Origin of the sequence: Bacillus sp. FSL K6-0993 (genome assembly GCF_037977205.1) — a bacterium.
Classification (GTDB): domain Bacteria; phylum Bacillota; class Bacilli; order Bacillales; family Bacillaceae; genus Bacillus; species Bacillus subtilis.
In genome coordinates, this window is the sequence record NZ_CP150275.1 from 3738244 (window position 1) to 3764610 (window position 26367).

Below are 26367 nucleotides of genomic sequence, written 5' to 3' on the forward strand. Positions count from 1 at the left end.
ATGATTTACTTATTATTTTACTGATTCCGAATAGGGAAAGTCAAAAAAGCAAAATGTGAATTCACAGCTTTTATCCTACATGCCTCGATTTTCCACCTGTTTCACAAGCTTATCTTTAAATGTCTGAAAAGGAACGTGTTCATTCTGCTGATATCCGAATTGGCGGACGTTTACCGCATCCTCCTGCTCCTCATGATCTCCAAGCACCAGCACGTACGGGATTTTCTGCACCTGCGATTCTCTGATTTTATAGCCCAGCTTCTCATTGCGCTCATCAATGCCGGCTCTTATCCCCACCTGCTTCAGCTCCGCCTGCACTTTTCTGCAATAGTCTAAGTGAACGTGCGAAACCGGTATGATTTGAACCTGGAGCGGTGCGAGCCAGACTGGAAAAGCCCCGCCGTAATGCTCGATCAAAATGCCGAAGAAACGGTCGATTGAGCCGAAAACCGCTCTGTGGATGACAACGGGACGAACCTTCTCATTGAGTTCGTTGATATATGTTAAATCAAATTTTTCCGGCATTTGAAAATCAAGCTGAATTGTCGCGCATTGGTGGCTCCGTTTCAGGGCATCTTTTATGTGGAAATCAATTTTCGGCCCGTAAAACGCCCCATCACCTTCATTGATCTCATAAGAGAGGCCAAGCTCCTCAAGGACGCGTGCTAAGGCACATTCCGACGCTTCCCAAAGGCTGTCATCGCCTAATGAATCCTCCGGGCGAGTCGAAAGCTCAACTGAATACTCGAAACCAAATGTCCGATATACCTCATCAATCAGCCGAATCGCTTCTTTGATCTCACTCTCAATCTGATCCTCCCGAACGAAAATATGGGCGTCATCCTGACAGAACGTCCGAACGCGAAGCATTCCGTTTAAAGCGCCGCTGTATTCATGGCGGTGCACCTGTCCGAATTCCGCCATGCGAATCGGCAGATCCCGATAAGAATACAGGCTGTTTTTAAAAATGAGCATATGGCCGGGACAATTCATCGGCTTCATTGCGAACCTTGTATCATCCACTTCTGAAAAGTACATATTGTCGCGATAATGGTCCCAATGGCCTGACTGCTCCCATAACCGCTGATTCATCATAAACGGCGTACGCACCTCATCGTAGCCGGCATTTGTTTGCAGCTCACGCGAGAAGCGCTCCAGCTCATTGCGGACAATCTGCCCTTTCGGCAAATAAAACGGCATCCCCGGCGCTTCTTCAGAAAACATAAACAGCCCTAACTGTTTGCCGAGCTTGCGATGGTCTCGTTTTGCCGCTTCTTCCAGCATATGCAGGTGCGCATCCAAATCTTTTTTCTTTTGAAACGCAACCCCGTACACCCGCTGCAGGACTTCATTTTTGCTGTCTCCGCGCCAATAAGCGCCTGATACTCTTGTCAGTTTGAACGCCTTGATCATTCCTGTAGAAGGGAGGTGCGGCCCGCGGCACAGGTCAACGAATTCCCCTTGCTGGTACAGTGTGATATCCTCCCCACGCGGAATATCCTTTAAAATCTCAAGCTTGAGCCGCTCGTCTTTTTGTGCAAACAGCTCTTCAGCCTCTTCGTAAGAAACCTCCATACGTTTGATTTCAAGGTTTTCATTTATTATGTTTTTCATTTCTTTTTCGATGGCCTCTAAGTCTCCTGATGCCAAGCTTTTCCCCAGCTTCATGTCATAGTAGAAGCCGTCTAGAATCACAGGCCCTACCCCCAATGACACTTCGCCGTACAGCCGTTTTACTGCTTGGGCCAGCACGTGCGCTGTTGTGTGGCGAAGCACCTGCAAGCCTTCTTGTGAATCGAGTGTGACAATCGAAAGCTCAGCATCCTCCTCCAGCTTGAAACTGAGATCAACAAGCTTGCCGTTGACCTGACCTGCGGCTGCCTTCTTTTGCAGACTGGAACTGATAGAACCAGCTGCTTCTTTGATTGTGATGCCTTTCGGATATTCCTGGATCTGTCCGTCCGGAAGCTGAATGTGTACATGTTTACTCATTTTAGAACACTCCTTATTCATTGTTGTATATAAAAAAACACACCCGTCCCGCAGATAGGGACGAGTGTGTGATTAACCCGTGGTTCCACCCAAGTTCCCGACAAATACTATGTTGTCGGCTCGGTGCTGTAACGCAGCATAGACGGCATTGGTTACTTCAATTCCCCAATGCTGCTCCAAGGCGGTAAATGATATTCCTAAGCTGGGAAGCTCTCACCTTTCCTTCCCTCTCTGAAAACCGTAACTATCATTCGTGTCCTTTTCATCGCATGTATTCAATTCATAAAAAAACACACCCGTCCCGCAGATAGGGACGAGTGTGTGATTAACCCGTGGTTCCACCCAAGTTCCCGATCAATTACACATGGTGATCGGCTCGGTGCTGTAACGCAGCATAGACGGCATTGGTTACTTCAGTTCCCCAATGCTGCTCCAAGGCGGTAAATGATATTCCTAAGCTGGGAAGCTCTCACCTTTCCTTCCCTCTCTGAAAACCGTAACTATCATTCGTGTCCTTTTCATCGCATTTATGTAGTTCATATAAAAAAACACACCCATCCCTCTAAAAGGGACGAATGTGTTGATCATCCGTGGTTCCACCCAAATTCCCGATCAATTACACATGGTGATCGGCTTGAAGATGCTGTAACGCAGCATGACGGTATCAGATACTTGTTTTCCCCGATACGGCTCAAAGGCGGTAAGCTGCTTTCCCTGCGTTAGGAAGATCTCAGCTGTCCTTCCCTCTCTGGAAACCGTAAAAAGCATCTCGTGTCCTTATCAGTGCCTGTTGTTTCAATAATTTTTTATATCTTACTATATATTCCCACAAAGCGCAATCAGTGATTTACATTTTTTTCTGACACAGCAGTTCCGTTATGGGCAGCCAGAAACAGCCATACAAGCAATGCTGCGAGGCTGTATGCCGCTCCCATCATCAAAAACGTAAACCCGGCACCGGCATACCAAGTGGCGGACAGATGAATAATCACCCCGGTTATCGCTACGCCGACCAAGGCTCCGATTTGCCGATTTGCATTTAACGCCGCACCGGCGATATTCGCATGTCTTTGCCCGGCAGCCTGCATGATCACAGTTGTCATAGCAGGAACTGTAATACCGGTACAGAGGTTCATAACAGACATCAATACCGCCAGCTGCCAATAAGGAAAATCCGGAGAAATCAGCACAAACAACAGCAATGCAATGATACAGCTGACCGTCATTGATACAAACATAAGCTGCCCGGCTTCAAACCGATTCGCCAGACGGGCAAACAGCAGATTGCCGATCACGAAGACCGCCATCATCGGCAGCAGCTCCACTCCAGCCATAAAGGAACTTGCACCTCCTGCTTCCTGCAAAAAAAGGCTGAGCATAAACATGCCGCCAAAAAGGGCGAAATTCAGCAAAAACCCGATAAATTGGGCAGCTGAGAAGCGGCCGTTTTTGTATAAGGACGCCGGCAGGATGGGTGCTTTTGCAGAAATTTCCCGCAGCAAAAACAGCACAAATGCCAAAATCGCTGCAGTAAATGCTACAAGAATCACTGGCGAGCGCCAGCCCGCTGAAGGCCCCTGTATCAAAGCATAGGAAAGAAACCCGAGAGCCATCATGCCAAGCAGATGCCCAACGATGTTCACGCGGCTGCTTTTTCCCGGAACGCGGCTGAGGATTCGGTAAGCTGAAATGAGCGCAGCAGCCCCTAATGGCACATTGATCAGAAAAATACTCTGCCAGCCCGCCAACTGTACCAGCACTCCCCCGATAAAGGGCCCAAGGCCTGAAGCGGCGGAAACAAGCGCGGCCCACAGCCCAAACATTCTCGCCCGCACCCGCTCATCAGGATAAGAGGCAGCCAAAAGGCTGAGTGAGCTTGGCATAAACAAAGCTGCTCCAATTCCCTGTATGAGACGTCCGGCAATCAGCATCTGCCCATTTATAGATGCAGCGCATACACAGGAGGCCAGAACAAAAACGGCTAGACCTAAGATATAGATCGTCTTCGAGCCGAAACGGTCAGCCAAGGCTCCGCCCGCCAGCAGAAGCGACGCAAAAGTAAGAATGTACCCGTCCACAACCCACGTTACACCTGAAAGTGACATTGAAAGAGTGTTTTTCATATCCGCCATCGCCACATTCACAACGGTCACATCAAGAGTTGCCATGAGGAAACCAAGTGCGAGCACGATCAGCACGGATATGCCTGTTGATGATGTTGATTCTTGTATAGACCCGCTATTTTTCATTACAATTGCCCTTTCACTTGCTTGATTACCCAATCATCTATTTTTTCAAGATCATACAATTCCCCGACTCTGTCCATGACATGCTGCAAGGATTCTTCTCTCATGAGATTGGCCCATTTATCCTCGATTTCCCCCATGACTGTCTCCAGCACACAGTGACTTTCTCCCTCAAATACAGATTGCAGCAGGCCTTTCCCCTGATACATCGAACCTCTGCCTTCAACCGCTTGATAAACATCATAAAGCGTAATGTCCGCCAAAGGCTTCGTCAGGGTAAAACCGCCCTTCGTCCCTGGTAAGGATTCTGCCAAACCGGCTTGAACTAATGTTCTCATCAGCTTCTTCAAGTAAGACGGAGACACACGCAATCGCTGGCTTATAGCCTCTGACGTCAAAGAAGCCTGTACCGGCAGCCGTGACAGTAACAGCAGCACAGAAACCGCCTGCTCCATTCCTGATTTCATTTTCATCCTATTCACTCCTGATTCATTATGGATAACTATTATCCATAATGAATCTCTTAGCAGCTTTTGTCAATAAAAAAAGCAAAAGAAACGGATCATTTCTTTTGCTTGGTATGGTTAACAAATCTGCTTCAGTTCCTCTATGTATTGAAGCGCTTCGTCATATTCTTCATTTGTATATTTTTGCTTGCTTTTGATGGTAAAGACTTTTTCTTTCTTTTCCTCATCCTCAAGCCCGTCAAAGTAAAGGATCGTGGAAACAAGCTCTAAAAACCGTGATGAACGGCTGTTTACACTGTCAATATAGCCTTTCATATCCGGCATGTCCAGATCAGCATGGTCTAAAAATGCGGAGCCTGTCTCAGTCAGCGAATACCGGTATTGAAAGTAGCCGCCCTTTTTTTCCTTCACCTCATGCAGAAATCCAAGGTTGCACAGCTCTTCAATCTGGAGCGTCAGTTCCTCTGAATATGGTCCGTAAAAGTGAAAATCATATTTCTCATAGAAAGGAAACTGCATTTTCTTGGCGATATAAATCATTTTCTGCAGCTTCTTTCGCCCGATGATTTCTCCAGAATCCGAGAACACCTTCATCAGTTTTGCATGTTCTTTCAACAAATTCCCGACATCTCCTTTTTCCTTCTTTCCAATTTCTATGTCAGTCCCAGCAGCTGCCGGATTTTCATTTTCGCTTCCGGATGTTTAGAGCCGTCACAAATCAAGTCCTTCGGATAGTACAGCTTGTGGTCCGTCCGCCGTTTACCTGAGATGGATTCCACAATAGCCGACTGCCTGGACAGCTCTTTAATTTGGCCGTTTTGCGTCAAGAGATGGATCGGCAGACGCTCCTCTTCCTCTCCCGGCCGGTAAAAATCGTATGGCAGATCTGATGAAGAATCAACGACCAAATAATAGCTCGGATCGATCCCCGCCTCTTTGAACAATGAAGTCAGCTCAAAATAAGCCGACATTTCTTCATTCGGATTGAATTCAACGTATTGGAACAGCTGGCGGTTAATGAATCTGCGGCACAAGTCGGATAAAATCGCGTCTTCTTCCTCCTCCCAGGCCTGGAAGTAATACAAAATAATAGATTCATCCAGCTTTACATAATCCTCCAGTGTCAATTTCCCTTCAAAAATAGAATAGAAATGAACCGGAGCGTGAGTGAAGACATAGCCTTCATCGTGCAGCTGCTTCGCCCTGTGAAGAATCTTCGTTAAAATGACCTCTGCACTTCTAGTCACAGGATGGAAGTAGACCTGCCAGTACATTTGGTAACGGCTCATGATATAGTCTTCGACAGCGTGCATTCCGCTTTCTTTAATGACGATCTGATCCTCGCGCGGCCGCATCACCCGAAGAATCCGCTCCATATCAAAATGGCCGTAGCTGACGCCCGTATAATATGCGTCGCGCTGGAGGTAATCCATGCGGTCTGCGTCAATCTGACTCGAAATCAGGCTGACCACTTGCTTGTTTTTATATGTTTTGGCAATGACTTCAGCAACATCCTGAGGGAAACCCGGGCTCACCTTTCTGAGCACCTGATTAACCTCCGTGTCTCCCAAAATGATATCTCTTGTAAAATCCTCGTGGTCAAGGTGAAAGACCTTTTCAAATGAATGCGAGAACGGCCCGTGCCCGAGGTCATGAAGCAGCGCCGCGGCCAAACAGAGTTCGCGCTCACTGTCATCCCATTCAGGGCGACCTTTAAAGACGTCATCAACCATTCTTCTGACAATTTCATAGACACCGAGAGAATGGTTGAACCGGCTGTGCTCAGCCCCATGGAACGTCAAATAGGTCGTGCCGAGCTGCTTAATTCTGCGGAGACGCTGAAATTCACGGGTTCCGATTAAATCCCATATCAGCTTGTCCCGAACATGAACATAGCGGTGCACCGGATCTTTAAACACTTTTTCTTCTGATAATTTTCCATTTGGATACGCCATCGTCATTCCCTCTTTTTTTTAGCCGTGTTTCTATTATATCGACTCTATTCTTTGAAAACATCCTTGAATTTGCCCGGCGATTTGTTCCATCTTCATGAAAAACACATCTTGTGAAGCAAAAAAGCCTGACCTGAGGGCCGAGGCTAAGAAAAAATATGTTTTACTTTTTTATTTTCTTTTTTACTTTGTCAATCAGCTCATCCTCTGTCGGAGCTGACAGCGGGCGATTGTTCACAAAAGCAAATGATTTTTTCCGTCCGGGCCCGCAATAAGATTGGCATCCTACCTCAACCTTTGCGTCCGGGTCCACTTCTTTCAAACGCGGCAGCAATGTTTTGATATTAGTGGCTTGGCAATCATCACACACTCGAAATTCATTAGCCATGACGTACGCTTCCCTTCATTTCTATGTTCATCTATGTGAATAACCTAAAATCACGTTTCAAAAAAAATCACATCACTCTTCATTTTACAAGGATTCGACTGTTCCTGCAAGCCGCTCCATCCTTCGTATCTCCTATTCTTTCAGCCAATTTGTATAAATATTTTCCAACCTGGACATTCTAATACCATGAAAAGAAAAATGGGAGTTGAGATAAATGACAAAACAGCGACAAGACGCTTGGTCAGAGGAAAACGATCTGCTTTTAGCGGAAACAGTGCTTCGGCATGTGAGGGAGGGCAGCACTCAGCTGAACGCCTTTGAAGAAGTCGGCGATAAATTAAACCGGACATCCGCAGCCTGCGGATTCAGATGGAACGCAGTGGTCCGCCATCAATATGAAAAAGCGCTTCAGCTTGCGAAGAAACAACGAAAGCAGCGGATGAGAGCGCTCGGAAACGGGCAGCCTGCGAAAAAAAGATTATTATATCAGCCTCCTGCCGTTGATCCTGAAATCACTCAAGAAACCGCTGCAGAAGAGCCGGTTAAAACGGAAACACCATCTGTCGAAAATGAGCAACCTTTAATGTCTGGCGAACATATGCCTTTTGTTGATGAGAGCTTTAAGGAAGAGTTAGCTAGTCTATCACACTTATTGTCTCCTCAAACGCCTGCAGCTGCGCCTGAGATGACGATGAATGATGTGATCCGCTTCCTGCAGAATTACGAAGGCAATAACGAGCAATCATCAGCATTAAAAATGGAAAACGAGCGTTTAAAGAAAGAAAATCAGGAATTGCAAAACAAAACAGAGCAGCTTGAGGCAGAAGTTCAAAAGCTTGAAAAAGACCAAAAAACGATCCAAGAAGATTATGAAACCTTGGTGAAAATTATGAACAGAGCCAGAAAGCTAGTTTTATTTGAAGAAGATGAACATGCCTCTCCGTCCTTCAAAATGGACCGGAACGGCAATTTAGAAAAATTAGCGGAATGACATAGAAAAATCCCAAAACGGGCAGCTGTTTTGGGATTTTCGCCATGTGCAAAATTCCCTTTTCTATTGAGAAAAGAGAATTCCCTCATTTTGCAGCCGGATCACTTATTCTTGTAAAATGAGGCCAAGCTTATGTGAATCTATTAAGACATGTGAGCTGCCTCGGCCGTTTTTTGTTTCCGAGGCGCAGTAGAAATGACCAAAAGACCCAGCATCATAAGCGCAATGCCCAGCCACGAGGAAGGCGAAAGCATTTCCCCTATGAAAAACACGCCAAGCAATGAAGCCGTCAGCGGTTCAGCTAAAGACAGCGTGACCGCCGCCGAAGCCGGAACCCCGGTAAGCCCTTTCGCAAACAAAAAGTATGCGGAGCATGTTGCAATTAACCCGATGTAAAGGCTTGTTCCCAGTCCTCTAGGGGTCAATATCCACGAGATATCTGACTGCCATAGTAGCGGCGTCAGCAAGATGGCGCTGATCATAAAGACAACAGCGGAGGTCGCTCGCGGAGGCTGGGTTATCATCATCGCTTTACTGATGAGCGTATAGCCCGCAAAAGAAGCACCAGCTCCAAGCGCCATAAGAACACCAGCCACATCAATCCGAACATTGGAACTGTCGGAAAACAGAAGCCAGCAACCCGCTAAAGCCAGCACAGTCGCAATCCACCAGGAGTTTCGCGGGCGTTTCTTCAATACGGCCCACTCGAGGGTCCCGGCAATGATAGGCGCACTGCCGATGGCAATCACAGTTCCCACCGCAATTCCCGTTTCTTTAACAGCTGTGAAAAACAGCGGCTGGTAACACGCCATACAAACAGCGGCTAAAAATACGAGCGGCCATGACCAATTTTTCACGTGAAGCTCCCGGCTGATCCAAACCGCAAGCAGCATGGCGCTTCCTCCTATTAATAACCTGAACGCTCCAAATGCCAGCGGTGTGGCGCTTTCTGGAGCCAACGCCTGAACGGTTCCCGTGGTCCCCCAGAAAAAAGCCGCAATCAATACAAAAAGGCTGTAAATATTCCCCTTCATCTGCCTCTCCCCTTTAATATGGATGCTGATGTCATTTTATCGTTTTTCTTTTTGTCGTGGTTATCTTTATGTAAGAAGGATTTATCTGAAAATAAGATTATTGGGGTAAATGCCGCTTGAAATAAAAAATGCATGCCGGCATATACAGCCGGCATGCGAAGAACGTTCACCCAAATACCTTTGCATTCCGCTCAGCCATCCGCACGAGGTTTTTCTCAAATTCCATTTCCTCATCAATGGACAGTCCAGCTGAATAAAGATGGGTGCTTAACGCTTTTAATTCCGTCAATAAAGCGAACATTAAGTCTTGTACGGAGATGTCTTTTTGCAGAAGCTCACTTAAGGACGCCATCGTTTCCGGACGTATTTCAGGATAGACGCCTTTTTTATCGTTTTGTTTGTCTTTCAGCGCCGCTTGATAGAATCGTCTGATCAAGTCGGCCCTTTCACTGCCGCTTTTATCCGCACAGAGATAAATTTGAACAGCGACTCCGCCGCGAACGCGTCTCTGAGAGATGCCGGCGAACTTTTTGCCATTTATACTGAGGTCATAGCTGCCGGGACAATAAGACCCTTCAATTTCATAGGCTTCGATCTTTGCGTTGTACGGTCTCAGCATTCGCCTCATCAGCTCAACCATCGCTTCATATCCTTTGTCTATATCGATGCCTTTCTTTTCGTCCTCGAATATGAGAGAGATATTTAAAACACCGTCATCCAATACGACGGCAAGACCGCCGGAATTGCGTACGATCACACGGTATCCTTCACTCTCCAGCAAGGAGATGCCATCCTGCAAAAACGGGAGGCGTGTATCCTGTATTCCAAGGACAATTGTATCGTGGTGCACCCATGAGCGCGCTGTCGCCGGCGACACGCCTTTTCCGACGGACATGCACAGCGTATCATCCATTGCGAAGGATTGCTTCGCATCAAATAAAGGGCCGAGGCTGGATTGGTCAATGACTCTCCATTTCGGCTGCATCAGTAAATCAATCGGTTGGTTTGCCATCTATGTAAAACCCTTTCATGTTAGGCTTATTGAACGAAAACTATTATATCATTTCAGCAGCTGTGATTGATAATTGCTTTTCAGCATCGTAATAAAAATTTCTTTATTTTTTGTATTCTCCATGAGAGGAGAATGAATGTAAGACAGCTTGCGCTTTAACGAGAAATCTTTAATATGCAGAATTGAAATTTCGCGGTGGATCAAATCCTTATGCAGCACGCTTCTGGATAGAACCGAAAGTCCCATGCCGTTGATCACCGCTTCCTTTACACCTTGATTGCTGCTGATGGTGAACATTGATTTCGGCCGAAGTCCATTTGAACTGAGTACATGATCGAGATATTCTCTCGTCCCTGAGCCTTTCTCTCTTGTCACCCACGCTTCGTTCTGCAAATCGCTGATCGAAATCTCTTTCCGCCCGGCGAGCGGATGCTGATTTGGAGCGGCAATGCACATTTCATCCTCCATGAACGGTTCAATTTCCAGCTCATTCTCGTTTGTATGTCCTTCAATCAGCCCGATATCAGCCTGAAGCATACGCACACGCTCACTGACCTCCTCTGTATTGCCAATCATGACATCGAGGTTCAGCTCTGGATACAGCTTTTGCAGCTGGGCCAATAGCGGCGGAAGAATATACTCACCGATTGTAAAGCTTGCAGCTATTTTCAATTCGCCCTTCACATAGTGATGATGCGCATAGATTTCAGCCTTGGCTTGTTCGTAGAGAAACACCATTTGCTTTGCTCTTTGATATAAAATGTCTCCTGTCGGCGTTGTCGTAAAGTGTTTTGGCGACCTGTTCAGAAGAGCCGTTTGAAATTCTTTCTCAAGATTTTTGATATGCAGACTGACGCTGGGCTGGGAGATCATCAGCTTTTCTGCCGCTTTTGTGAAGTTTTTTTCTTCTACCACCGCTATAAACGTTTTCAGCACGTCGTAATACAAAAACCCCACCCCTGTCATTAATGAAATATATGGTTATGATTAGTTTTCTTTATTGTACTCATATCATCCGTCTTGGTAAAGAAGGCTATACGGAAGCGCAAAAAAGGCAGCCCTCGGTCGAGAGCTGCCATCGTCTTCATTTTTATTACAGTGCTTGCGCCGCTGTAATTAATGCGAGATTGTAAACATCTTCAGCGTTACATCCTCTTGAAAGGTCGTTTACAGGCATATTTAAACCTTGCAGGATTGGTCCTACCGCTTCAAAGTTGCCCAAACGCTGAGCGATTTTATAGCCGATGTTTCCTGCTTCAAGGCTTGGGAATACGAATACGTTAGCGTCCCCTTTGATCTCGGAATCCGGCGCTTTTTTCTCAGCTACAGATGGAACAAATGCAGCATCAAATTGGAATTCGCCGTCAAGTGTCAGTTCAGGCGCTTTTTCTTTCGCGATTTTCACTGCATCCGCTACTTTTTCTGTTTCATCAGATTTTGCTGAGCCTTTTGTAGAGAAGCTGAGCATTGCCACGCGAGGCTCAATGTCGAACATTTTTGCCGTATTGGCACTTTCGATCGCAATCTCGGCAAGATCTTGGCTGTCAGGTGCAATGTTGATCGCGCAATCTGCGAATACGTATTGCTCTTCTCCGCGAGCCATGATGAACACGCCTGAAGTCTTTTTCACGCCTTCTTTTGTTTTGATGATTTGAAGAGCCGGGCGGACAGTGTCAGCTGTCGAGTGAGCAGCTCCGCTTACGAGTCCGTCTGCAAGGCCTTTATACACCAGCATTGTACCGAAGTAGTTCTCGTCTAATAACGCTTTGCGAGCCTGTTCTTCTGTCGCTTTGCCTTTACGGCGTTCTACGAATGCTTGTACAAGGTCTTCCATGCCTTCATATGTATGAGGATCATAAATCTTAACGCCATCCAGCGTAAGGTTCAATTCTTTTGCTTTTGCTTGGATCTCATTTTCATTGCCGATCACAATCGGATTCAGCACTTTGTTTCCTGCAAGCTTGCTGACCGCTTCTAAAATACGCTCGTCTAAGCCTTCAGGAAATACAATTTTAACGTCTTTTCCAGCTACTTTTTCTTGCACTGTTGAAAATAAATCTGCCACAATAAAACCTCCTCAAAAAGTTACAAAAACGCTTTCTTTTACTAGCATACTCTTCTTCCAATCAAATTCAAACAGCCAACTTTCATTATAGCGCTTTCATAAAAAAATCTTATTTTTCTAACTAATTTAAGTGACTCAATCTACCCTTATAGGTTCTTCTATTTTGATGGAGTTATACGGAAGGGATGTTCAAGGTTTCTCCACAGTAGAATCGGATAAACTATGGTATAGTGAAGGCAATCATGAAAAGATAATGGGAGTGAAGATAAATGAGTGAACAGCAAATGACAAATGAAGCGGCAAAAACGCTTGACGGCTGGTATGCGCTTCATGATTTCCGCACAATGGATTGGACTTCCTGGAAGCTGCTGTCCAGTGATGAGCGCCAATCTATCATACATGAATTCACCGGGTTGCTTGAAAAATGGGGCGTAGCCCAAAAAGAAGGAAAAGGATCGCAAACTCTTTACAGCATCGTCGGCCAAAAAGCTGATTTTATGCTGATGATCCTTCGTCCTACAATGGAAGAATTAAATCAAATTGAGCTTGAATTCAACAAATCAAGACTTGCTGAGTTCACCATTCCGGCATACTCCTACGTTTCAGTGGTAGAGCTGAGCAACTACTTGGCAAGCGGTGACGGCGATCCTTATGAAAATCCGCATGTGCGCGCTCGCCTTTACCCTGAACTGCCCGAATCAAAATATGTATGCTTCTATCCAATGGATAAAAGAAGATCCGGCAATGACAACTGGTACATGCTTTCAATGGAAGAACGCAGAAACTTGATGAGAAGCCACGGTTTAATCGGCCGCAGCTATGCGGGCAAAGTCAAACAGATCATCACCGGCTCTGTCGGCTTTGACGATTACGAGTGGGGCGTTACATTATTCAGCGATGATGTCCTTCAATTCAAGAAGTTAGTGTATGAAATGCGTTTTGACGAAGTCAGCGCTCGCTATGGCGAATTTGGTTCATTCTTTGTCGGCAATCACCTTTCGCTTGATACACTTCCTCAATTCCTATATGTATAATATCCCCTCCCGCCCTATCCGGCGGGAGTTTTTCAAATCCCATTTATCAGAATTTAAATAAAATTTGCTATTTTCTTCGTTTTTTCTTACGATGTAGATAATAATCCAATTTTTTCAAAGGGGTGCAGTTATTTGTCAAAACGAACCGCATTTGTTATGGGAGCCAGTCAAGGGATCGGGAAAGCAATCGCTCTGAAATTAGCAGACCAGCATTTTTCCCTCGTCATTAATTCGCGAAATTTGGATAATATTGAATCTGTCAAAGAAGACATTTTGGCCAAGCATCCTGAGGCGAGCGTCATTGTCCTTGCGGGAGATATGTCTGACCGGCATACGAGAGCGGGCATTTTTCAGGAAATCGAATCTCAATGCGGACAGCTTGATGTTCTGATTAATAATATCCCGGGCGGCGCGCCTGATACATTTGATAACTGCAATATAGACGATATGACGGCCACGTTCACTCAAAAGACCGTTGCCTATATTGACGCAATCAAGCGTGCTTCCTCACTGATGAAACAAAACGAGTTTGGCAGAATCATCAACATTGTCGGAAATCTGTGGAAGGAACCCGGCGCCAACATGTTCACAAACAGTATGATGAATGCCGCTTTAATTAACGCCAGTAAAAATATTTCCATCCAGCTTGCTCCTCACAACATTACTGTCAACTGTCTGAATCCTGGTTTTATCGCTACAGACCGTTATCATCAATTTGTGGAAAATGTGATGAAAAAGAACAGCATATCCAAACAGGAAGCAGAGGAACAGATTGCTTCCGGGATTCCGATGAAACGGGTCGGATCAGCCGAAGAAACCGCAGCGCTCGCTGCGTTTCTTGCCTCTGAGGAAGCCTCCTACATCACGGGACAGCAAATTTCCGCTGATGGCGGCAGCATGAAAAGCATATAAAAAACATCCCGCTTTTTAGCGGGATGTTTCTTGTAATGACCCGAACGGCAGGTTCAGCTTTTGAATCCGCATGACAAATTCCCTCAGATCCTCCTGCTTCGACACCATTGATATTCTGACATGTCTTTTTCCGTTGCTTCCAAAAATTTCGCCCGGTGTGACTACGACATGGGCATGCTCCAGCAAGTAATCGGAAAATTGGTGAGATGTCTCAAACGTATTCGGAATTTCAGCCCATACGTAAAAGGTTCCTTTTGGCTTTTCCATCTTCCAGCCCAGTTCCTTTTCGCAAAGCTCCGTAAAAAAGTCAATTCGTTCCTTATAAATTCGTTTCAACGATTCCGTATGCTCCGGATCTCCAGAAAGCGCCGCACTCGCTGCCTGCTGCAGCCCGCCGAACATGCCGACAAATACATGATCCTGAAATTCATTGACGGCCTGAATGATCTTTTCGTTCCCAACCGCAAACGCCATTCTCCAGCCGGCCATGTTAAATGTTTTTGAAAATGAATAAAGCTCTGCTCCGACAATTTTGGCATCCTCTGCCTCAAGAAAGCTGGCCGGTTTTTGATCGAATTCTAACGCTCCGTATGCAAAATCATGAATCAAATGGATGTTATGCTCTTTCGCAAAAGCAGCAGCTCTTGCATAAAAAGCCGCATCAGCCACAGCTCCAGTGGGGTTGTTCGGATAGTTTAAAAACATAAGCTTCGCTTTTTCCAGTACGGCTGGATCAATCTTTTCAAAATCCGGCAGATAGCCATTTTCTTCATACAGCGGCATTTCGTAAAGCTCAGCTCGCGCCATCGTAATCCCTGATAAATATTCAGGGTAGCCTGGATTCGGGACTAAAGCGATGTCTCCCGGATTGAGCAGGCATTGTGTCAGCACATACAAGCCTGCTTTCCCGCCTCCGAAAAGCGCGACCTCCGTTTCAGGATTGATTGTCACTCCGTATTCCCTTTTATAGAAAGCAGCGATCGCTTCCTTTAAAAAAGGATAGCCCCTGAAAGGGCCGTATCCATGAAACGAAGGATTCAGAGAAGCCTCCCGCAAAGCCTCCACAATATGCGGCGGAGTGGGAAGGTCAGGGTTCCCCTGTCCGAGATTAATGATGTGGGCCCCCGTTTTTTCCAATTCCTTTACCTTTTCAAAAACGAGAGAAAACTCCTGCCTTGGAAGTGTCTTGATGACATCGGACGGTGTTATTTCCATCTAAAAGACTCCTTTTTGCTCCGTTTTGTTATCCCGTTCCAAAAACGATTTGTTGACGAGCTTCGTATGCAGAAACAAACCGCATACGATCACGACAATCAGCCCCATAATGACCGGAGCGCTTAGGATGTTAATGAACATTGAACCAATAGAAATGCATAATCCGATAGACGCTTCGGCCACTGAAAAAATGCGCCCTTGAATCTGGTTTGCCGCATTTTCCTGAACCTTCACTTTTGCAAGCACTTCCCCGTATTCCATCGCGATGAAAAAGAGGATCGCCGCGATGACAGAAACAGCGAAAATCGGCGTGAATAAAAACAGCGCCAGTGAGACAATGGATAAAACGGTAAAGTACGTAAGGCCTCTATTGTTGTTAAAGCCCCATTTGCTGACAAGCACCGCTCCGATGAACCCGCCGAAGCCGATGCAGAATGTGAGGATAAAGTTGCCGATTTCCCCGTCACCCAGAAAGCGGCTGACAATCGGAAAATAGCTGTACACGACTCCCCACAGCAAAGCCATTGTAATCATCGTAAACATGGCGTTTAATACGAATGCATTGGTTTTGATTTCCTTGAGCCCTTCCTTAAAAGACTGAAAGGCCTCTTTTATGTTTTCAGGTTGAATCGGCACAAATTGCAGCTTGATACGGCTGATAAAAAATGCCGAAACCAGGTATGTCACACCGTTAAAGGCAACAGCCAGCTCTACAGATCCGCCTAACAGAAAGAGCCCTCCGGCAGCCGCCCCGACGATAATAGAGATGGTTGTCGCTTTTGCAAATAACGTGTTGATGCTTTTAATATCTGATTCCAAGGACGACATGACAGCGAGACGGGCGGGATTAAAAAACACGCCGCTTCCATAAGAAATAAACAGCAGGGCCAGAAAAATCAGCGGATACTCGCCTTTTGGAAGAAATGTGAGCCCCAAAAAGATGATACCTCTGATGATATCCGTCCACAGCATGATCTTAATTCTGTCTAACCGGTCGACCAGAACCCCCAAAAACGGCTGAAACACCATCGGAATGCTTCTGACCACGATGACCCCGGACGTCACCCAATAATCGTGATAATATGTAGATAAAATGAGCAGGGCAGGGAGAACACAATAGTCTCCCATGAACGATAGCGCCTGCCCGTAAAGCAAGTATTTAGAGTTGGGTTTCAGCTGTTTCATACTGGCAGCACATACTTTGCCGTCAGCTTCGCATGCTGCTGAATTTGTCTGATTGATTCAGCCACATCCTGTGAATTACTGCCTTTCAGTTCAAATGCAGCAATGGAATTGAAAGCTTCAAACAATGTCAAATCAACTGAAGTGCCTGGTGCTGCGGCCGAAAAAGAAACGATTTCAGTATCCCCTTTTAAAAGCCCGTCAGGCAGATCGATCGCTTCAATGACCAAATCCTCAGCAGTTTCTGGAATCTGGCCATTTTGTTTGAAATGCTGCGGGTACAAATGGCAGTCGGCAACATAATAAGGCTCTTGATCCAATAATCCGTCCGGCAGATCGGCGTCTTTTCCGAAACAGAGGACATCTAATAATAATTGCGCCATATCAAGGCCGAAAACCTTTTTAATGTTAGGAATCATATTCCAGCCGGCAAATCTGGCTGCTGATTCTATTAAACCCGGTTCTCTGTTTTTCATTAGCTTGATCTCTGTATGTGTTGCGCAATTTTGCAGGCCAAGCCCTTCATTTGCCTTTTTGGCAGCTTCGACAATTTTCTTTTTTGCCTCTTCATCCAGAATGGACGGCGTAATGTGGGATGTCTCTGTAAACCCGATTTGCGGCGTTTTATCATGAATGGCGATCGGGAAATACTCACCGTCAGCCATGATGCCTTCTATACTGATATAGTCGGAGTACCCTTCTGTTTGATACCAGTCTCCGTACTCACCCTGTAAAAATTCTTCAGCGATAAACGGCGCTTCAAACGTAACCGCCTTTGGCACGTTAATTGATTTCAGATAGTCATTGACTCTGTTAAATTCATCTTCTGCCGTCTCAGTGTCCGTAATCAGCGTTACACCGATTGAACTCGCTAAGTATGTAGGCTTTAAGATAAGAGGTGTGCCGATCTCTTCAAGAGCAGCACGGAAATCTTCAAGAGTTGTGACTCGTTTGTTTTTGATCGATTTGACTCCGGCCTTATTAAAAGCGTCCCTCATTTTATTTTTATCTCTGGCATTTTCGGCTGCCTGCACGCCGGCACCTCTCAAGCCCAGACGTTCACAGGCTTTCGCCATCGGAGCAATGAATAATTCATTGTTTGTTGTGATGGCATCCGCCCCAAACATTTCGGCAACCTTGACGATTTGCTCGACGACCTCTTCCTCAGGCTTGTCATGATCCTCATGCGCCCAATAAATGGAGTCAGGATGCTCAAAATCAGCTAAACTCTTAAAATAGTCTGTATCTTTTATGACCGCGACCGAGTATTTTTCAATCAATGCTGCATGGGAGGCTGTAATTGCAAAAGGTCTTGGAATAAAGCTGACCAGGTTATATTTTTCAGCAGCGCTTTTATAAAACATGTGCGGCGGGCAGCCTCCAAGATCAGCGATGACCAATACTGTTTTTCTCTCCATATGTAAAACACTCCTTCTCTATTGTGCGGTGTATCCTCCGTCTGCGGTGATGGCGCTTCCGGTCATATAGCTTGATAAATCCGAGGCTAAAAACAGCATCACGTTTGCGATTTCTTCAGGTTTCCCAAGCCTCAGCAGCGGATTTACCTTCGCCTTTTCTTTTTTGATCTCTTCAAGTGTGCCTTCATTATTTTCAAGGAATGATTTTTCATTCAGCGGTGTGTCGATGATCCCCGGGCATACGCAGTTCACGCGAATGTGATGTTTCGCATAATCAACGGCCATTGATTTAGTCAGCTGCAAAACCCCGCCTTTGCTGGCGTTATAGGCAGGAATATCAGGCCATGCCACGAGTCCGCCGACAGAGCACGTATTAATGATGTTGCCCTTGCCGGCGACGAGCATATGCTTGAGTGCATGTTTGCTCATTAAAAACATGCCGGTCAAATTGACTTGCAGCACCTTGTTCCAATCGTTGAGCTCCATCTCATGAATAGGTGCCACGATTTCGATGCCTGCATTATTAATCAAGACATCCAGCCCGCCAAATGTATGAACCGCCGATTCAACAGCATACTGACAGGCAGCTTCGTCTGTGATGTCCGTTTGCACAAAGTGCAGCCTGTCATTATTTTCTTTTCGTACCATTGCTTCTCCCTGCTTCTCGTCAATATCCGCCACAACCACATTGGCCTGCTGGCCCAAAAAAGCCTGAACCGCAGCATAACCAATGCCTGATGCGCCTCCTGTTATGAGGACGGTTTTATCGGTGAGGTTCATGATCATTCATCCGCCTTCATTTTTTTTGCTTTTGCTCTGTTGTAGCGCGGCGGGAAGAAGATATTAATCGATTTTGATTCTTTTTCCGAACGGTTGATGGCACCGTGATCTTCACGAGGCTCACAGAAATAGGCTGTGCCGAATTTCATCTCGACTGTGCAGCCTTCGACCGTCATGTCATAGCCGCCGCCGATGCAGATGCCGATTTGTTCATTCCGATGTTTATGGAAAGGCATTTCTCCGCCATTCCCAGGGATTTTGGCAAGCATAATTTCTACCCAATCCTCAACAAAAAACGTGACTTCCATGCCCGGCAGCAGGTCTCTTGTTTTGAAAATATCCAAAAAGTAGTCCTCAGGACTTGTATATGTTTCATCAGCTTTCAGCCGCTTGATATCAATAGCAATCACTTCTTGATCTGTTTCGTTTCTTGCCCCGTGAGGCACATGCGGCGGCGCGATATAGGCAGATTCCAAGGCTGTCATTTTTCTTGTCACATCTCCGACAGTCATCATCAGCTCGCCTGAAACGACCATGCCGATTTGGACCTCCTTATGCTGATGGGGTTCAACATTGGTATGCGGCGGGACGTAAGACATTAATACTTCAGTATCCCCTCGTACGGTTGAATACTGCCTCACTCCGTTTTCCCATTCAATTAATTTCGGTGTCGGGAAATAAAGCTCCTGCATATCTTCTTTAGTTTTCATCATCAACGTCTCCTTTTCCAAATAATGACCAGCTCATTGGAATGCTTTTGAATGTTTTTACAAAGGTTAGCCCGTACTTTTGCCGTGCAAGCTCATTGGTTAAGGCAATGTCATACAAACCTTCTTTTACTTTTCTTGCGGCTTGACTGGTTGAATTGACTAGTTTGAAACGAACATCTTTGCGGGTAAAATATTTTATTAAATTAATAGGTGAAGGATGTGAAACAATAACAGATGTATCAAGCATATCGTCTCTGAATTCAAAATCAGGACGAACAGCCAGGCCGTACATCGGTGTATCGCACCTGAAGATCTGCAATAGCTGCAAATCCGGCCTCATGTAGAAATGCTTAATGCCATCGTAAGCATGTGGGACGATGGTATATTCCAGCGGGCTTTGGAGCGTCCTTTCGATGCATGATTCAAAAGTATCATGCAAGGACAATTTACTGTTCAGCCCTTGTAGAAGAGTAAAATTGGAAATGAAATGCTTTGCTGCGTACTCACTGCTTGTCCCCTCAGGGCCGAGCGTGTTGACTGTAATGAGTTTGGATAGTGAATCAGTTCTTTTTTTTGTCTGAATGCTATTATCCAATATAATCATGAGCACCAACCAATCTTTTAAAATTTTAAGTAAATTTTATCCAGCGGCAATTGAACTGTCAATGTTTTTTGAAAATATTGATAATTATTCCCATACAAACAAAAAAACCCTTTATAAAGGGTTTTTAATTATAGGAATTTAGAAACTTTGTTTATTGAGATAAGGACTGATCGGCCTTCTGCTCAAGTTTGCCGTACTTTTTATATGCGAATATACTGAGCACAAATCCGAGGACTGTGATGGCTGCGCAAATCAATCCGACAGCTGCATAGCCGTATGCCACATAGACGGGTCCCATTAAAGCAGAACCTAATGTCACGGCCAGATTCGAGGCGAGGCTGTAAAACACCATGACTTTTCCGCGATGACGCTCTGAGCAGTCACTCAAAATGGTGCTGAGCAGCGTCACCGTCAAACTTTGCATTAATCCCCAAATAAATAGGCTGACGATTAACAGAAACATTGACGCCGGCGCATATGGTAAACACGCCAGCAGAACGCTGATGACCCCCAGCGCAATCAAAAGGGAGCGCATTTTTCCGATGCGGTCGGCTATCTTTCCTGTAATCACACTCATGGAAAACCCGATTCCATAAATCATGATAAATAAGCCCGCAGCCGTGTTTCCTCCGGTAAAAACGTCCTGAAGATAGGTGCCTAAAAAGGAATACATACCGTAAAAACCAATCATATTACAAAAGGTTATCGTGATATAAACAGGTACACGAGGGACTTTCAGCGCATCCCGGAATGTTCCTGCCGGCTCTTCTATTTCTTCCTTGCCGCTGTTTTTATGTTGGGCATGGCGGCACATTTCAAGGAGAATCAGCAGGACAACTAAAACGCCCATCAAGGCGAAAATCCAAAACGTCCACCTCCAATGCAGGACGCCGCCGATAAATGATCCGAGCGGCACTCCGAAAATCAGCGCCAGCGACCAGCTTGAAACGATCAGTCCCATCACCTTGCCCCGGTATGTATAAGGAACACGATCACCGACAACTGCATAAGCGGTCGGAACAAACGCTCCCGCAGCCAATCCCGAAAGCGCCCGGCCTAAAAAGAAGAAAAAAATATTTTGAGCCAAAGCGCATATCACCGTTCCTATGATAAAGATCATAAGCCCGGCCAATAAGCTCAGTTCTCTGGAGTATTTATCGCCTAATGGAACCAAAAGCGGCGCACCGATAAAAATCATAATGCCGTAAATACTGATAGATAATGCAAGGACACTGACATCTGAGCTGAAGGCTTTTGCTAAATCCGGCAGCAGCGGTGAGATCACAAGCTCTTCAGATCCGGCTGCAAATACCCCCATCGTTAAAGCCAATGCCAACAATAACGGAAAATGATGTTTTGTTTTGATGTCATTGTTTTGATTGCTGTTCATTCTTTCTCAAACACCTCTTCCATAATCTTCTTATCATAAAAGTTGTATTATAGTTTAGCATTGTTTTTTCACTATTTACAATTCGAACGAAATATTTATAAGTTTTATTATTTTCATTTAAATCCCATTATATATTTCTATATTTCATTCTAAAAATACACGAGGATGTAACGCGTAAAAAAGCTCTCCGGCCTCCCGGAGAGCTTTTTCTATTGCGCCTCTGTCTGCTTTTTTTCAATCGGTTCATGATTTATACGCTTTTTGATGCTTAGATGATAGTATGCATAGCAGAAAATAATGATCGGCACACCGCAGTATAAGCCGATTCTTTGATCCGGAATGAAAATAAGGCTGATCAACACGCAGCCATATAAACAAAATCCGAGAATCGGGACTAGCGGATAAAGCGGCGTTCTGAACTCCAGATCATTCACATTTCCGCCTTCAGCAAGGAAACGTCTGCGAAAGAAAAATTGCGACGCACAAATGGACATCCACGCGACAACTGTCACCATGCCCGAGATTGAGATACACCATAAATACACTGTTTCTGCGGCCATGACACTTGTCAGCAGCGAACAGCCTGAAATGCCTAGCGTAATCAGCAGGGCATTCATCGGCACGCCTTTTTTTGTCAGTCTGGTGAGAAAGGATGGACCCATTTGATTTGATGAAAGTGACCACATCATGCGCGACGCCGCATACAATCCCGAATTAGCAACAGATAAAATGGCCGTTAAGATGACAAAGTTCATGATATCTGCCGAAAATGGGATGCCGATTTGATCGAGTACCGCCACAAACGGGCTTTCAATCACCCCCGCCGTTTTGTACGGAAGGATGGCAACCAAGACGAACATAGCGAGCACAAAGAAAAACAGCGTGCGCCAAATGACATTTCGAATGGACTTTGGCAGTGTTTTTTCCGGGCTTTCACTTTCCCCTGCTGCAATGCCGACAAGCTCCGTTCCCTGGAACGAGAAGTTCACCATAACCAGCGTAAACATAACGGCCAGCACCCCATTAGGGAAAAGCCCTCTATCAGTCATAAAGTTAGACAAAAAGGGTGTTTCCTGTCCGCCTTTAAAGTCAATCAAGCCAAACACAGCGGCTCCGCCAATCACAATAAATAATATGATCGCCGCCACTTTGATGCTTGAAAACCAAAATTCCATTTCTGCAAAGCTTCTGACAGAGAGCGCATTAATCAAAAAGATGACGATGCCGAACACGAGGCACCATATCCAGATCGGAACGGAGGGCAGCCACCTTTGCATCAAAATGCCTGCTGACGTCAACTCTAATCCCACTGTATTCGCCCAGCTGAACCAATACAGCCAGCCAATCATAAAGCCTGTCGACGGTCCCAGAAATTTAGTGGCGTAAGCCTGAAACGATCCGGCCACCGGCATGGCAACAGCCAATTCTCCTAAACAAAGCATGACGAGATACATTAAAAATCCGCCGATGATATAAGCGGCAATGGCGCCGAGCGGTCCCGCCTGGCTAATGGTAAAGCCAGAGCCTAGAAACAGCCCAGTGCCAATCACCCCTCCCAAAGCAATCATAAACAAATGCCTGCTTTTCATGCTGCGCTGCAATTCATTTTTATGATTCTGCATCATCCTTCCCCCTTTGGTTCTTTTGCCGTGATGGTCATCCGGTAGCTCTGCAAAAGGTGAACGGTGGTTTGCTGTATGAGGAGAGGCAACACATGAAATGTGTACGGTTTATAGACTCGTTCTGTCCATTTATGGCCGTCTTTTCCGTACACACCCATATTAATGGATGGAATATTCAGCTTGCGTATGTCTTTGAACGGAATGGTCCCAATCCTATTCCACCCAGGGAAGTTCCTGATAAAAGAATCAATTTCGCCATCGGTTTCGTGCAGTGATAAAAAACTGCCGTCTGCCAAGTAGGGGAAAAACTTTTTGAAGACAAATGTTTCGCCTGTCGATTCAGCGGTTTTGTCAGCCGCTTCTTTAATCACATGCTGCAAAAGCTGATCTCTTGCGCTATCTTCTTTCAAATAGTTATGCGGCAGGTAAGGAGGTGCGTAAAATAGAATGACTTTTGCGCCTTGATCGGGGTCAAGCTTTTGAAGCTCTTCGATTGCCTGAAAGCATCTCATGCGAAGTTCAAGGTGCTCGTTGGCTTTGAATGTCTGCTCGATACACTGCTCAGGATCTATCCCCCGGTTTCTCAGCTTTTCTAAGTATTGTTCCAGGCTATACACTTGAATGCCCCATGATAAATGTTTCTTTGGCAGGTTGGCTCTTTTTACATATTCTTCGTAATAATCTGATAATTTTTGTTCTGTCTCTCGGCATGCTTCCTCAGTGACTGCAATAAGCAAATCCATCATTTCTTTTGCTGTTCTTTCATAAATAAAACAATTGAAATACAAGCTGGTGCTGACAGCCGTTTGCACATTATAGGATTCCTTGTTATCACGCTGATACAAACAGGATGGTGGCAGAACCAACTCCCCTTCAACCTTTTCTGCCAGATGGATGTTATTGTGGAGACGGCTTGTGATTTCAGATGAAATGAAATTTGGGTCAATCCCTGCCAGTGTATCGCCAACATGGACTTCACGCCCGTAAATGTAAAAGCAAGGCAGCAGTTTTCCCGCGGCTCCGGTATAGATATATCTTGTCTGATCACCATCGTAAAGCGGGGTAATAAAATCCGTATTAATAGCAGCCAAATAGTGAAGCTGTTTTTCTTTTTTTAGCCGGTTCAGCTCTGAAATGCTGGCGAGAATGCCCGAATGCTGGCTCTCCTCATCGGGATTGGCCATAAACAATACATTTCCCGGCAACGTCTCAAGGTTCTCCGAAAAATGCAGGAGATTGGCTAAATGCACGGCGATGCCGCTTTGCATATCGACAGATCCTCTTCCGAACATCCAATCGCCTGATTCGGCATCCCGCTGAACATCCTGATCGAACTCATAGCGGCTGAAATACTCGGCCAATTTCTCACAATCAAAAGCGATATCCTTTAAAGGGCCGAAATCTTCAATTCCAACTGTATCCAGATGGGCATGGTAAATGACTGTATTACGGCTTTCTCCATGTCCTTTAATAAACGCAAAAATATTTTTGCGATTGTATGGGTCATTGGGAATGGCCTGTTCCCACACATGACTGGGGTTTTCCTGAAAATAAGGATAGCTCGTGATCACTTCTTTGATGAAATCTGCTTTTGTCCCTTCTCCAACAGTACCGTTCACGCTGCTGAGGCTGACCAGAGATGCTGTCAGCGCCTCCACTCTTTCAGCCGGATTCATGTGACTGATTTTTGTATACTGCATAAATTGTCCTCCTGATCAAAAAGTTGAAATCGTGCGATCCGCTAAAGAATCGCACGATTTTATTTCTCTCAAATCAAAAAGCTTCGGACGTTGTTTTGGCTTGCATATGAAGAATTAAGTAATCGGGACCGCCTGCTTTTGAGTCTGTTCCTGACATATTAAAACCGCCGAACGGCTGATAGCCGACAATTGCTCCGGTACATCCTCTGTTAAAATATAGGTTTCCGACATGGAAATCCTCGCGCGCCCGTTCAATGTGCGCCCGGTTTTTCGTCAGAAGTGCACCTGTTAATCCGTATTCCGTGTTATTGGCAATCTCCAGCATATGATCGAAATCACGCCCTTTGCAAATCGCAACAACCGGGCCGAAAATTTCTTCCTGCATCAAGCGGGCGTTTTCATCAACATCTGCAAAGATCGTCGGCTGAATAAAGTAGCCTTTTGAATCATCGCCTTCTCCGCCGGCCAATAGCTTGCCTTCAGATTTGCCGATTTCAATGTATTTCATCACTTTGTTGTAGGATGCTTCATGAATCACGGGACCCATATACGTATCTGGATCTTCTGGATTGCCGACAGTCAGCGTTTTGGTCAGCGCCACAGCTTTTTCCACCACTTCATCATAAACATCCTGATGGATAACCGCGCGGGAGCCCGCAGAACACTTCTGTCCTGAATATCCAAATGCTGAGTACACGATAGAGGATGCAGCAAGGTCAAGATCAGCGTCCTTGTCAACAAGCACTGTGTCTTTTCCGCCCATCTCAGCAATTACCCGTTTGAGCCATTTTTGGCCCGGCTGCACTTTGGCGGCTCGCTCATAAATCCGGCAGCCGACTGCACGGGAACCTGTAAATGATACAAACCGTGTTTTCGGATGCTCAACTAAGAAATCACCGATCTCCGCTCCATCTCCCGGAATGTAATTCAGAACGCCGTTTGGCAGACCCGCTTCCTCCATGACCTCGACAAATTTTGCTGCCACTACCGGGGCTGCGTCAGCCGGTTTTAAGAGAATCGTATTTCCTGTCACAATCGCTACCGCCGCTGTTCCCGCCATAATCGCGAGCGGGAAGTTAAATGGAGAAATGACGATGCCGACGCCAAGCGCTTCGTAATGATATTGATTGAACTCGCCAGCACGGCTCTTCACCGGAGCCCCTTCCTTGAGCTTTAACATTTGGCGCGCATAGAACTCTAAAAAGTCTATCGCTTCAGCCGTGTCCGCATCTGCTTCCTTCCACGGTTTTCCCGCTTCCTTCACAAGATAGCTTGAAAATTCATGCTTTCTTCTGCGCAAAATAGCCGCTGCCTTAAAGAGAATATTCGCGCGGTGCTCCGGTCTTTGTTTTTTCCAGGAATCAAATGCCTGCAATGCGGCTTGCATCGCTTTTTCAGCAAGCTCTTGATCCGCTGTAGACGCGTACCCAATGATCTCTTCTTTATTTGCCGGGTTAATAGAAATGATTTTGCGGTCCGTTTCAATTTTTTCTCCATTTATGACCAGCGGATAATGCTTGCCGAGCTGAGTGTTTACAAAGGCCAATGACTCCCCAAATGCAGTTTTATTCTTTGCTTCCGTAAAATCGGTAAATGGTTCGTGCGCGTATGTGACTGTCATATGTAGTCCCCCTCGTGTTATGAAATATATCT

Annotated in this window: 24 protein-coding genes and 2 other annotated features; of the genes, 3 read left to right on the plus strand and 21 right to left on the minus strand. The window is 45.7% G+C overall.

Annotated features, from left to right (window positions below; translation table 11 throughout):
* Positions 1 to 75: 75 nt before the first annotated feature.
* The 7 genes from thrS to MHH79_RS19410 all read right to left on the minus strand — a co-directional run bounded on the left by thrS (position 76) and on the right by MHH79_RS19410 (position 7045).
* Positions 76 to 1992, minus strand: coding sequence for a threonine--tRNA ligase (gene thrS, locus MHH79_RS19380; protein WP_063334830.1), 1917 nt, complete (start codon positions 1990 to 1992; stop codon positions 76 to 78).
* A 53-nt stretch (positions 1993 to 2045) separates the two neighbouring features.
* Positions 2046 to 2267, minus strand: a binding site (T-box leader).
* A 31-nt stretch (positions 2268 to 2298) separates the two neighbouring features.
* Positions 2299 to 2523, minus strand: a binding site (T-box leader).
* 81 nt (positions 2524 to 2604) lie between these two features.
* Entirely contained in the window at positions 2605 to 2760 is a 156-nt protein-coding gene (locus MHH79_RS19385) for a hypothetical protein (protein WP_003227531.1), read from the minus strand.
* 71 nt (positions 2761 to 2831) lie between these two features.
* Entirely contained in the window at positions 2832 to 4241 is a 1410-nt protein-coding gene (locus MHH79_RS19390; protein ID WP_340034827.1) for an MFS transporter, read from the minus strand.
* On the minus strand, positions 4241 to 4711 hold the full coding sequence (locus MHH79_RS19395) for an Rrf2 family transcriptional regulator (RefSeq protein ID WP_014478304.1): 471 nt from the start codon (positions 4709 to 4711) through the stop codon (positions 4241 to 4243). Before MHH79_RS19395 ends, MHH79_RS19390 begins: the two co-directional genes overlap by 1 nt.
* A gap of 111 nt (positions 4712 to 4822) precedes the next feature.
* Positions 4823 to 5323: a YwgA family protein gene (locus MHH79_RS19400; protein ID WP_003227524.1), complete on the minus strand. Its 501-nt coding sequence runs from the start codon at positions 5321 to 5323 to the stop codon at positions 4823 to 4825.
* A 35-nt stretch (positions 5324 to 5358) separates the two neighbouring features.
* Positions 5359 to 6660: an HD domain-containing protein gene (locus tag MHH79_RS19405; RefSeq protein ID WP_015483845.1), complete on the minus strand. Its 1302-nt coding sequence runs from the start codon at positions 6658 to 6660 to the stop codon at positions 5359 to 5361.
* Between the two features lie 160 nt (positions 6661 to 6820).
* Entirely contained in the window at positions 6821 to 7045 is a 225-nt protein-coding gene (locus MHH79_RS19410) for a DUF1450 domain-containing protein (protein ID WP_003222050.1), read from the minus strand.
* Between the two features lie 214 nt (positions 7046 to 7259).
* On the opposite strand from MHH79_RS19410, the gene rsfA reads away from it, so the two are divergent.
* The gene (gene rsfA / locus MHH79_RS19415; protein WP_015384948.1) at positions 7260 to 8036 is read left to right on the plus strand and encodes a prespore-specific transcription regulator RsfA; all 777 of its coding nucleotides are present in this window, start codon (positions 7260 to 7262) and stop codon (positions 8034 to 8036) included.
* Between the two features lie 143 nt (positions 8037 to 8179).
* Here rsfA and MHH79_RS19420 read toward each other — a convergent pair whose 3' ends face one another.
* The 4 genes from MHH79_RS19420 to pta all read right to left on the minus strand — a co-directional run bounded on the left by MHH79_RS19420 (position 8180) and on the right by pta (position 12147).
* Positions 8180 to 9070 carry a carboxylate/amino acid/amine transporter gene (locus MHH79_RS19420; protein ID WP_063334833.1) on the minus strand — a complete coding sequence of 297 codons (891 nt, stop codon included), beginning with the start codon at positions 9068 to 9070 and terminating at the stop codon, positions 8180 to 8182.
* 166 nt (positions 9071 to 9236) lie between these two features.
* On the minus strand, positions 9237 to 10082 hold the full coding sequence (gene ywfL, locus MHH79_RS19425) for an octanoyl-[GcvH]:protein N-octanoyltransferase (RefSeq protein WP_003227511.1): 846 nt from the start codon (positions 10080 to 10082) through the stop codon (positions 9237 to 9239).
* Between the two features lie 48 nt (positions 10083 to 10130).
* Complete coding sequence (gene cysL, locus MHH79_RS19430) at positions 10131 to 11030, minus strand: cysJI operon transcriptional regulator CysL (RefSeq protein ID WP_014481233.1); 900 nt, start codon at positions 11028 to 11030, stop codon at positions 10131 to 10133.
* Between the two features lie 145 nt (positions 11031 to 11175).
* Positions 11176 to 12147 carry a phosphate acetyltransferase gene (gene pta / locus MHH79_RS19435; protein ID WP_003235941.1) on the minus strand — a complete coding sequence of 324 codons (972 nt, stop codon included), beginning with the start codon at positions 12145 to 12147 and terminating at the stop codon, positions 11176 to 11178.
* A 269-nt stretch (positions 12148 to 12416) separates the two neighbouring features.
* On the opposite strand from pta, the gene hemQ reads away from it, so the two are divergent.
* Both hemQ and bacG read left to right on the plus strand, forming a co-directional pair.
* A complete protein-coding gene (gene hemQ, locus MHH79_RS19440; protein ID WP_003227507.1) occupies positions 12417 to 13181 on the plus strand; it encodes a hydrogen peroxide-dependent heme synthase in 765 nt (254 codons plus the stop codon).
* Between the two features lie 132 nt (positions 13182 to 13313).
* On the plus strand, positions 13314 to 14093 hold the full coding sequence (gene bacG, locus MHH79_RS19445; protein WP_340034829.1) for an NADPH-dependent reductase BacG: 780 nt from the start codon (positions 13314 to 13316) through the stop codon (positions 14091 to 14093).
* Positions 14094 to 14108: 15 nt separating this feature from the next.
* Here bacG and bacF read toward each other — a convergent pair whose 3' ends face one another.
* The 10 genes from bacF to pruA all read right to left on the minus strand — a co-directional run bounded on the left by bacF (position 14109) and on the right by pruA (position 26335).
* On the minus strand, positions 14109 to 15308 hold the full coding sequence (gene bacF, locus MHH79_RS19450) for a transaminase BacF (protein WP_340034830.1): 1200 nt from the start codon (positions 15306 to 15308) through the stop codon (positions 14109 to 14111).
* Positions 15309 to 16493 (minus strand): bacilysin exporter BacE, encoded by a 1185-nt coding sequence (gene bacE / locus MHH79_RS19455; RefSeq protein ID WP_100505943.1) that lies wholly within the window; start codon positions 16491 to 16493, stop codon positions 15309 to 15311.
* The gene (gene bacD, locus MHH79_RS19460; RefSeq protein WP_340034831.1) at positions 16490 to 17908 is read right to left on the minus strand and encodes an alanine--anticapsin ligase; all 1419 of its coding nucleotides are present in this window, start codon (positions 17906 to 17908) and stop codon (positions 16490 to 16492) included. The genes bacE and bacD overlap by 4 nt, the downstream gene beginning before the upstream one ends.
* An 18-nt stretch (positions 17909 to 17926) precedes the next feature.
* Positions 17927 to 18688 (minus strand): dihydroanticapsin 7-dehydrogenase, encoded by a 762-nt coding sequence (gene bacC / locus MHH79_RS19465; protein WP_063334923.1) that lies wholly within the window; start codon positions 18686 to 18688, stop codon positions 17927 to 17929.
* A gap of 2 nt (positions 18689 to 18690) precedes the next feature.
* Positions 18691 to 19398, minus strand: coding sequence for a 3-((4R)-4-hydroxycyclohexa-1,5-dien-1-yl)-2-oxopropanoate isomerase (gene bacB / locus MHH79_RS19470; RefSeq protein WP_100505945.1), 708 nt, complete (start codon positions 19396 to 19398; stop codon positions 18691 to 18693).
* Entirely contained in the window at positions 19388 to 20002 is a 615-nt protein-coding gene (gene bacA, locus MHH79_RS19475) for a prephenate decarboxylase (RefSeq protein WP_009968341.1), read from the minus strand. The genes bacB and bacA overlap by 11 nt, the downstream gene beginning before the upstream one ends.
* 151 nt (positions 20003 to 20153) lie before the next feature.
* Entirely contained in the window at positions 20154 to 21392 is a 1239-nt protein-coding gene (locus MHH79_RS19480) for an MFS transporter (RefSeq protein WP_340034832.1), read from the minus strand.
* A gap of 209 nt (positions 21393 to 21601) precedes the next feature.
* On the minus strand, positions 21602 to 23014 hold the full coding sequence (locus MHH79_RS19485; RefSeq protein ID WP_015250969.1) for an amino acid permease: 1413 nt from the start codon (positions 23012 to 23014) through the stop codon (positions 21602 to 21604).
* On the minus strand, positions 23014 to 24714 hold the full coding sequence (locus tag MHH79_RS19490; protein ID WP_063334838.1) for a M20/M25/M40 family metallo-hydrolase: 1701 nt from the start codon (positions 24712 to 24714) through the stop codon (positions 23014 to 23016). Before MHH79_RS19490 ends, MHH79_RS19485 begins: the two co-directional genes overlap by 1 nt.
* 73 nt (positions 24715 to 24787) lie before the next feature.
* Positions 24788 to 26335 (minus strand): L-glutamate gamma-semialdehyde dehydrogenase, encoded by a 1548-nt coding sequence (gene pruA, locus MHH79_RS19495; RefSeq protein ID WP_063334839.1) that lies wholly within the window; start codon positions 26333 to 26335, stop codon positions 24788 to 24790.
* Positions 26336 to 26367 lie beyond the last annotated feature (32 nt).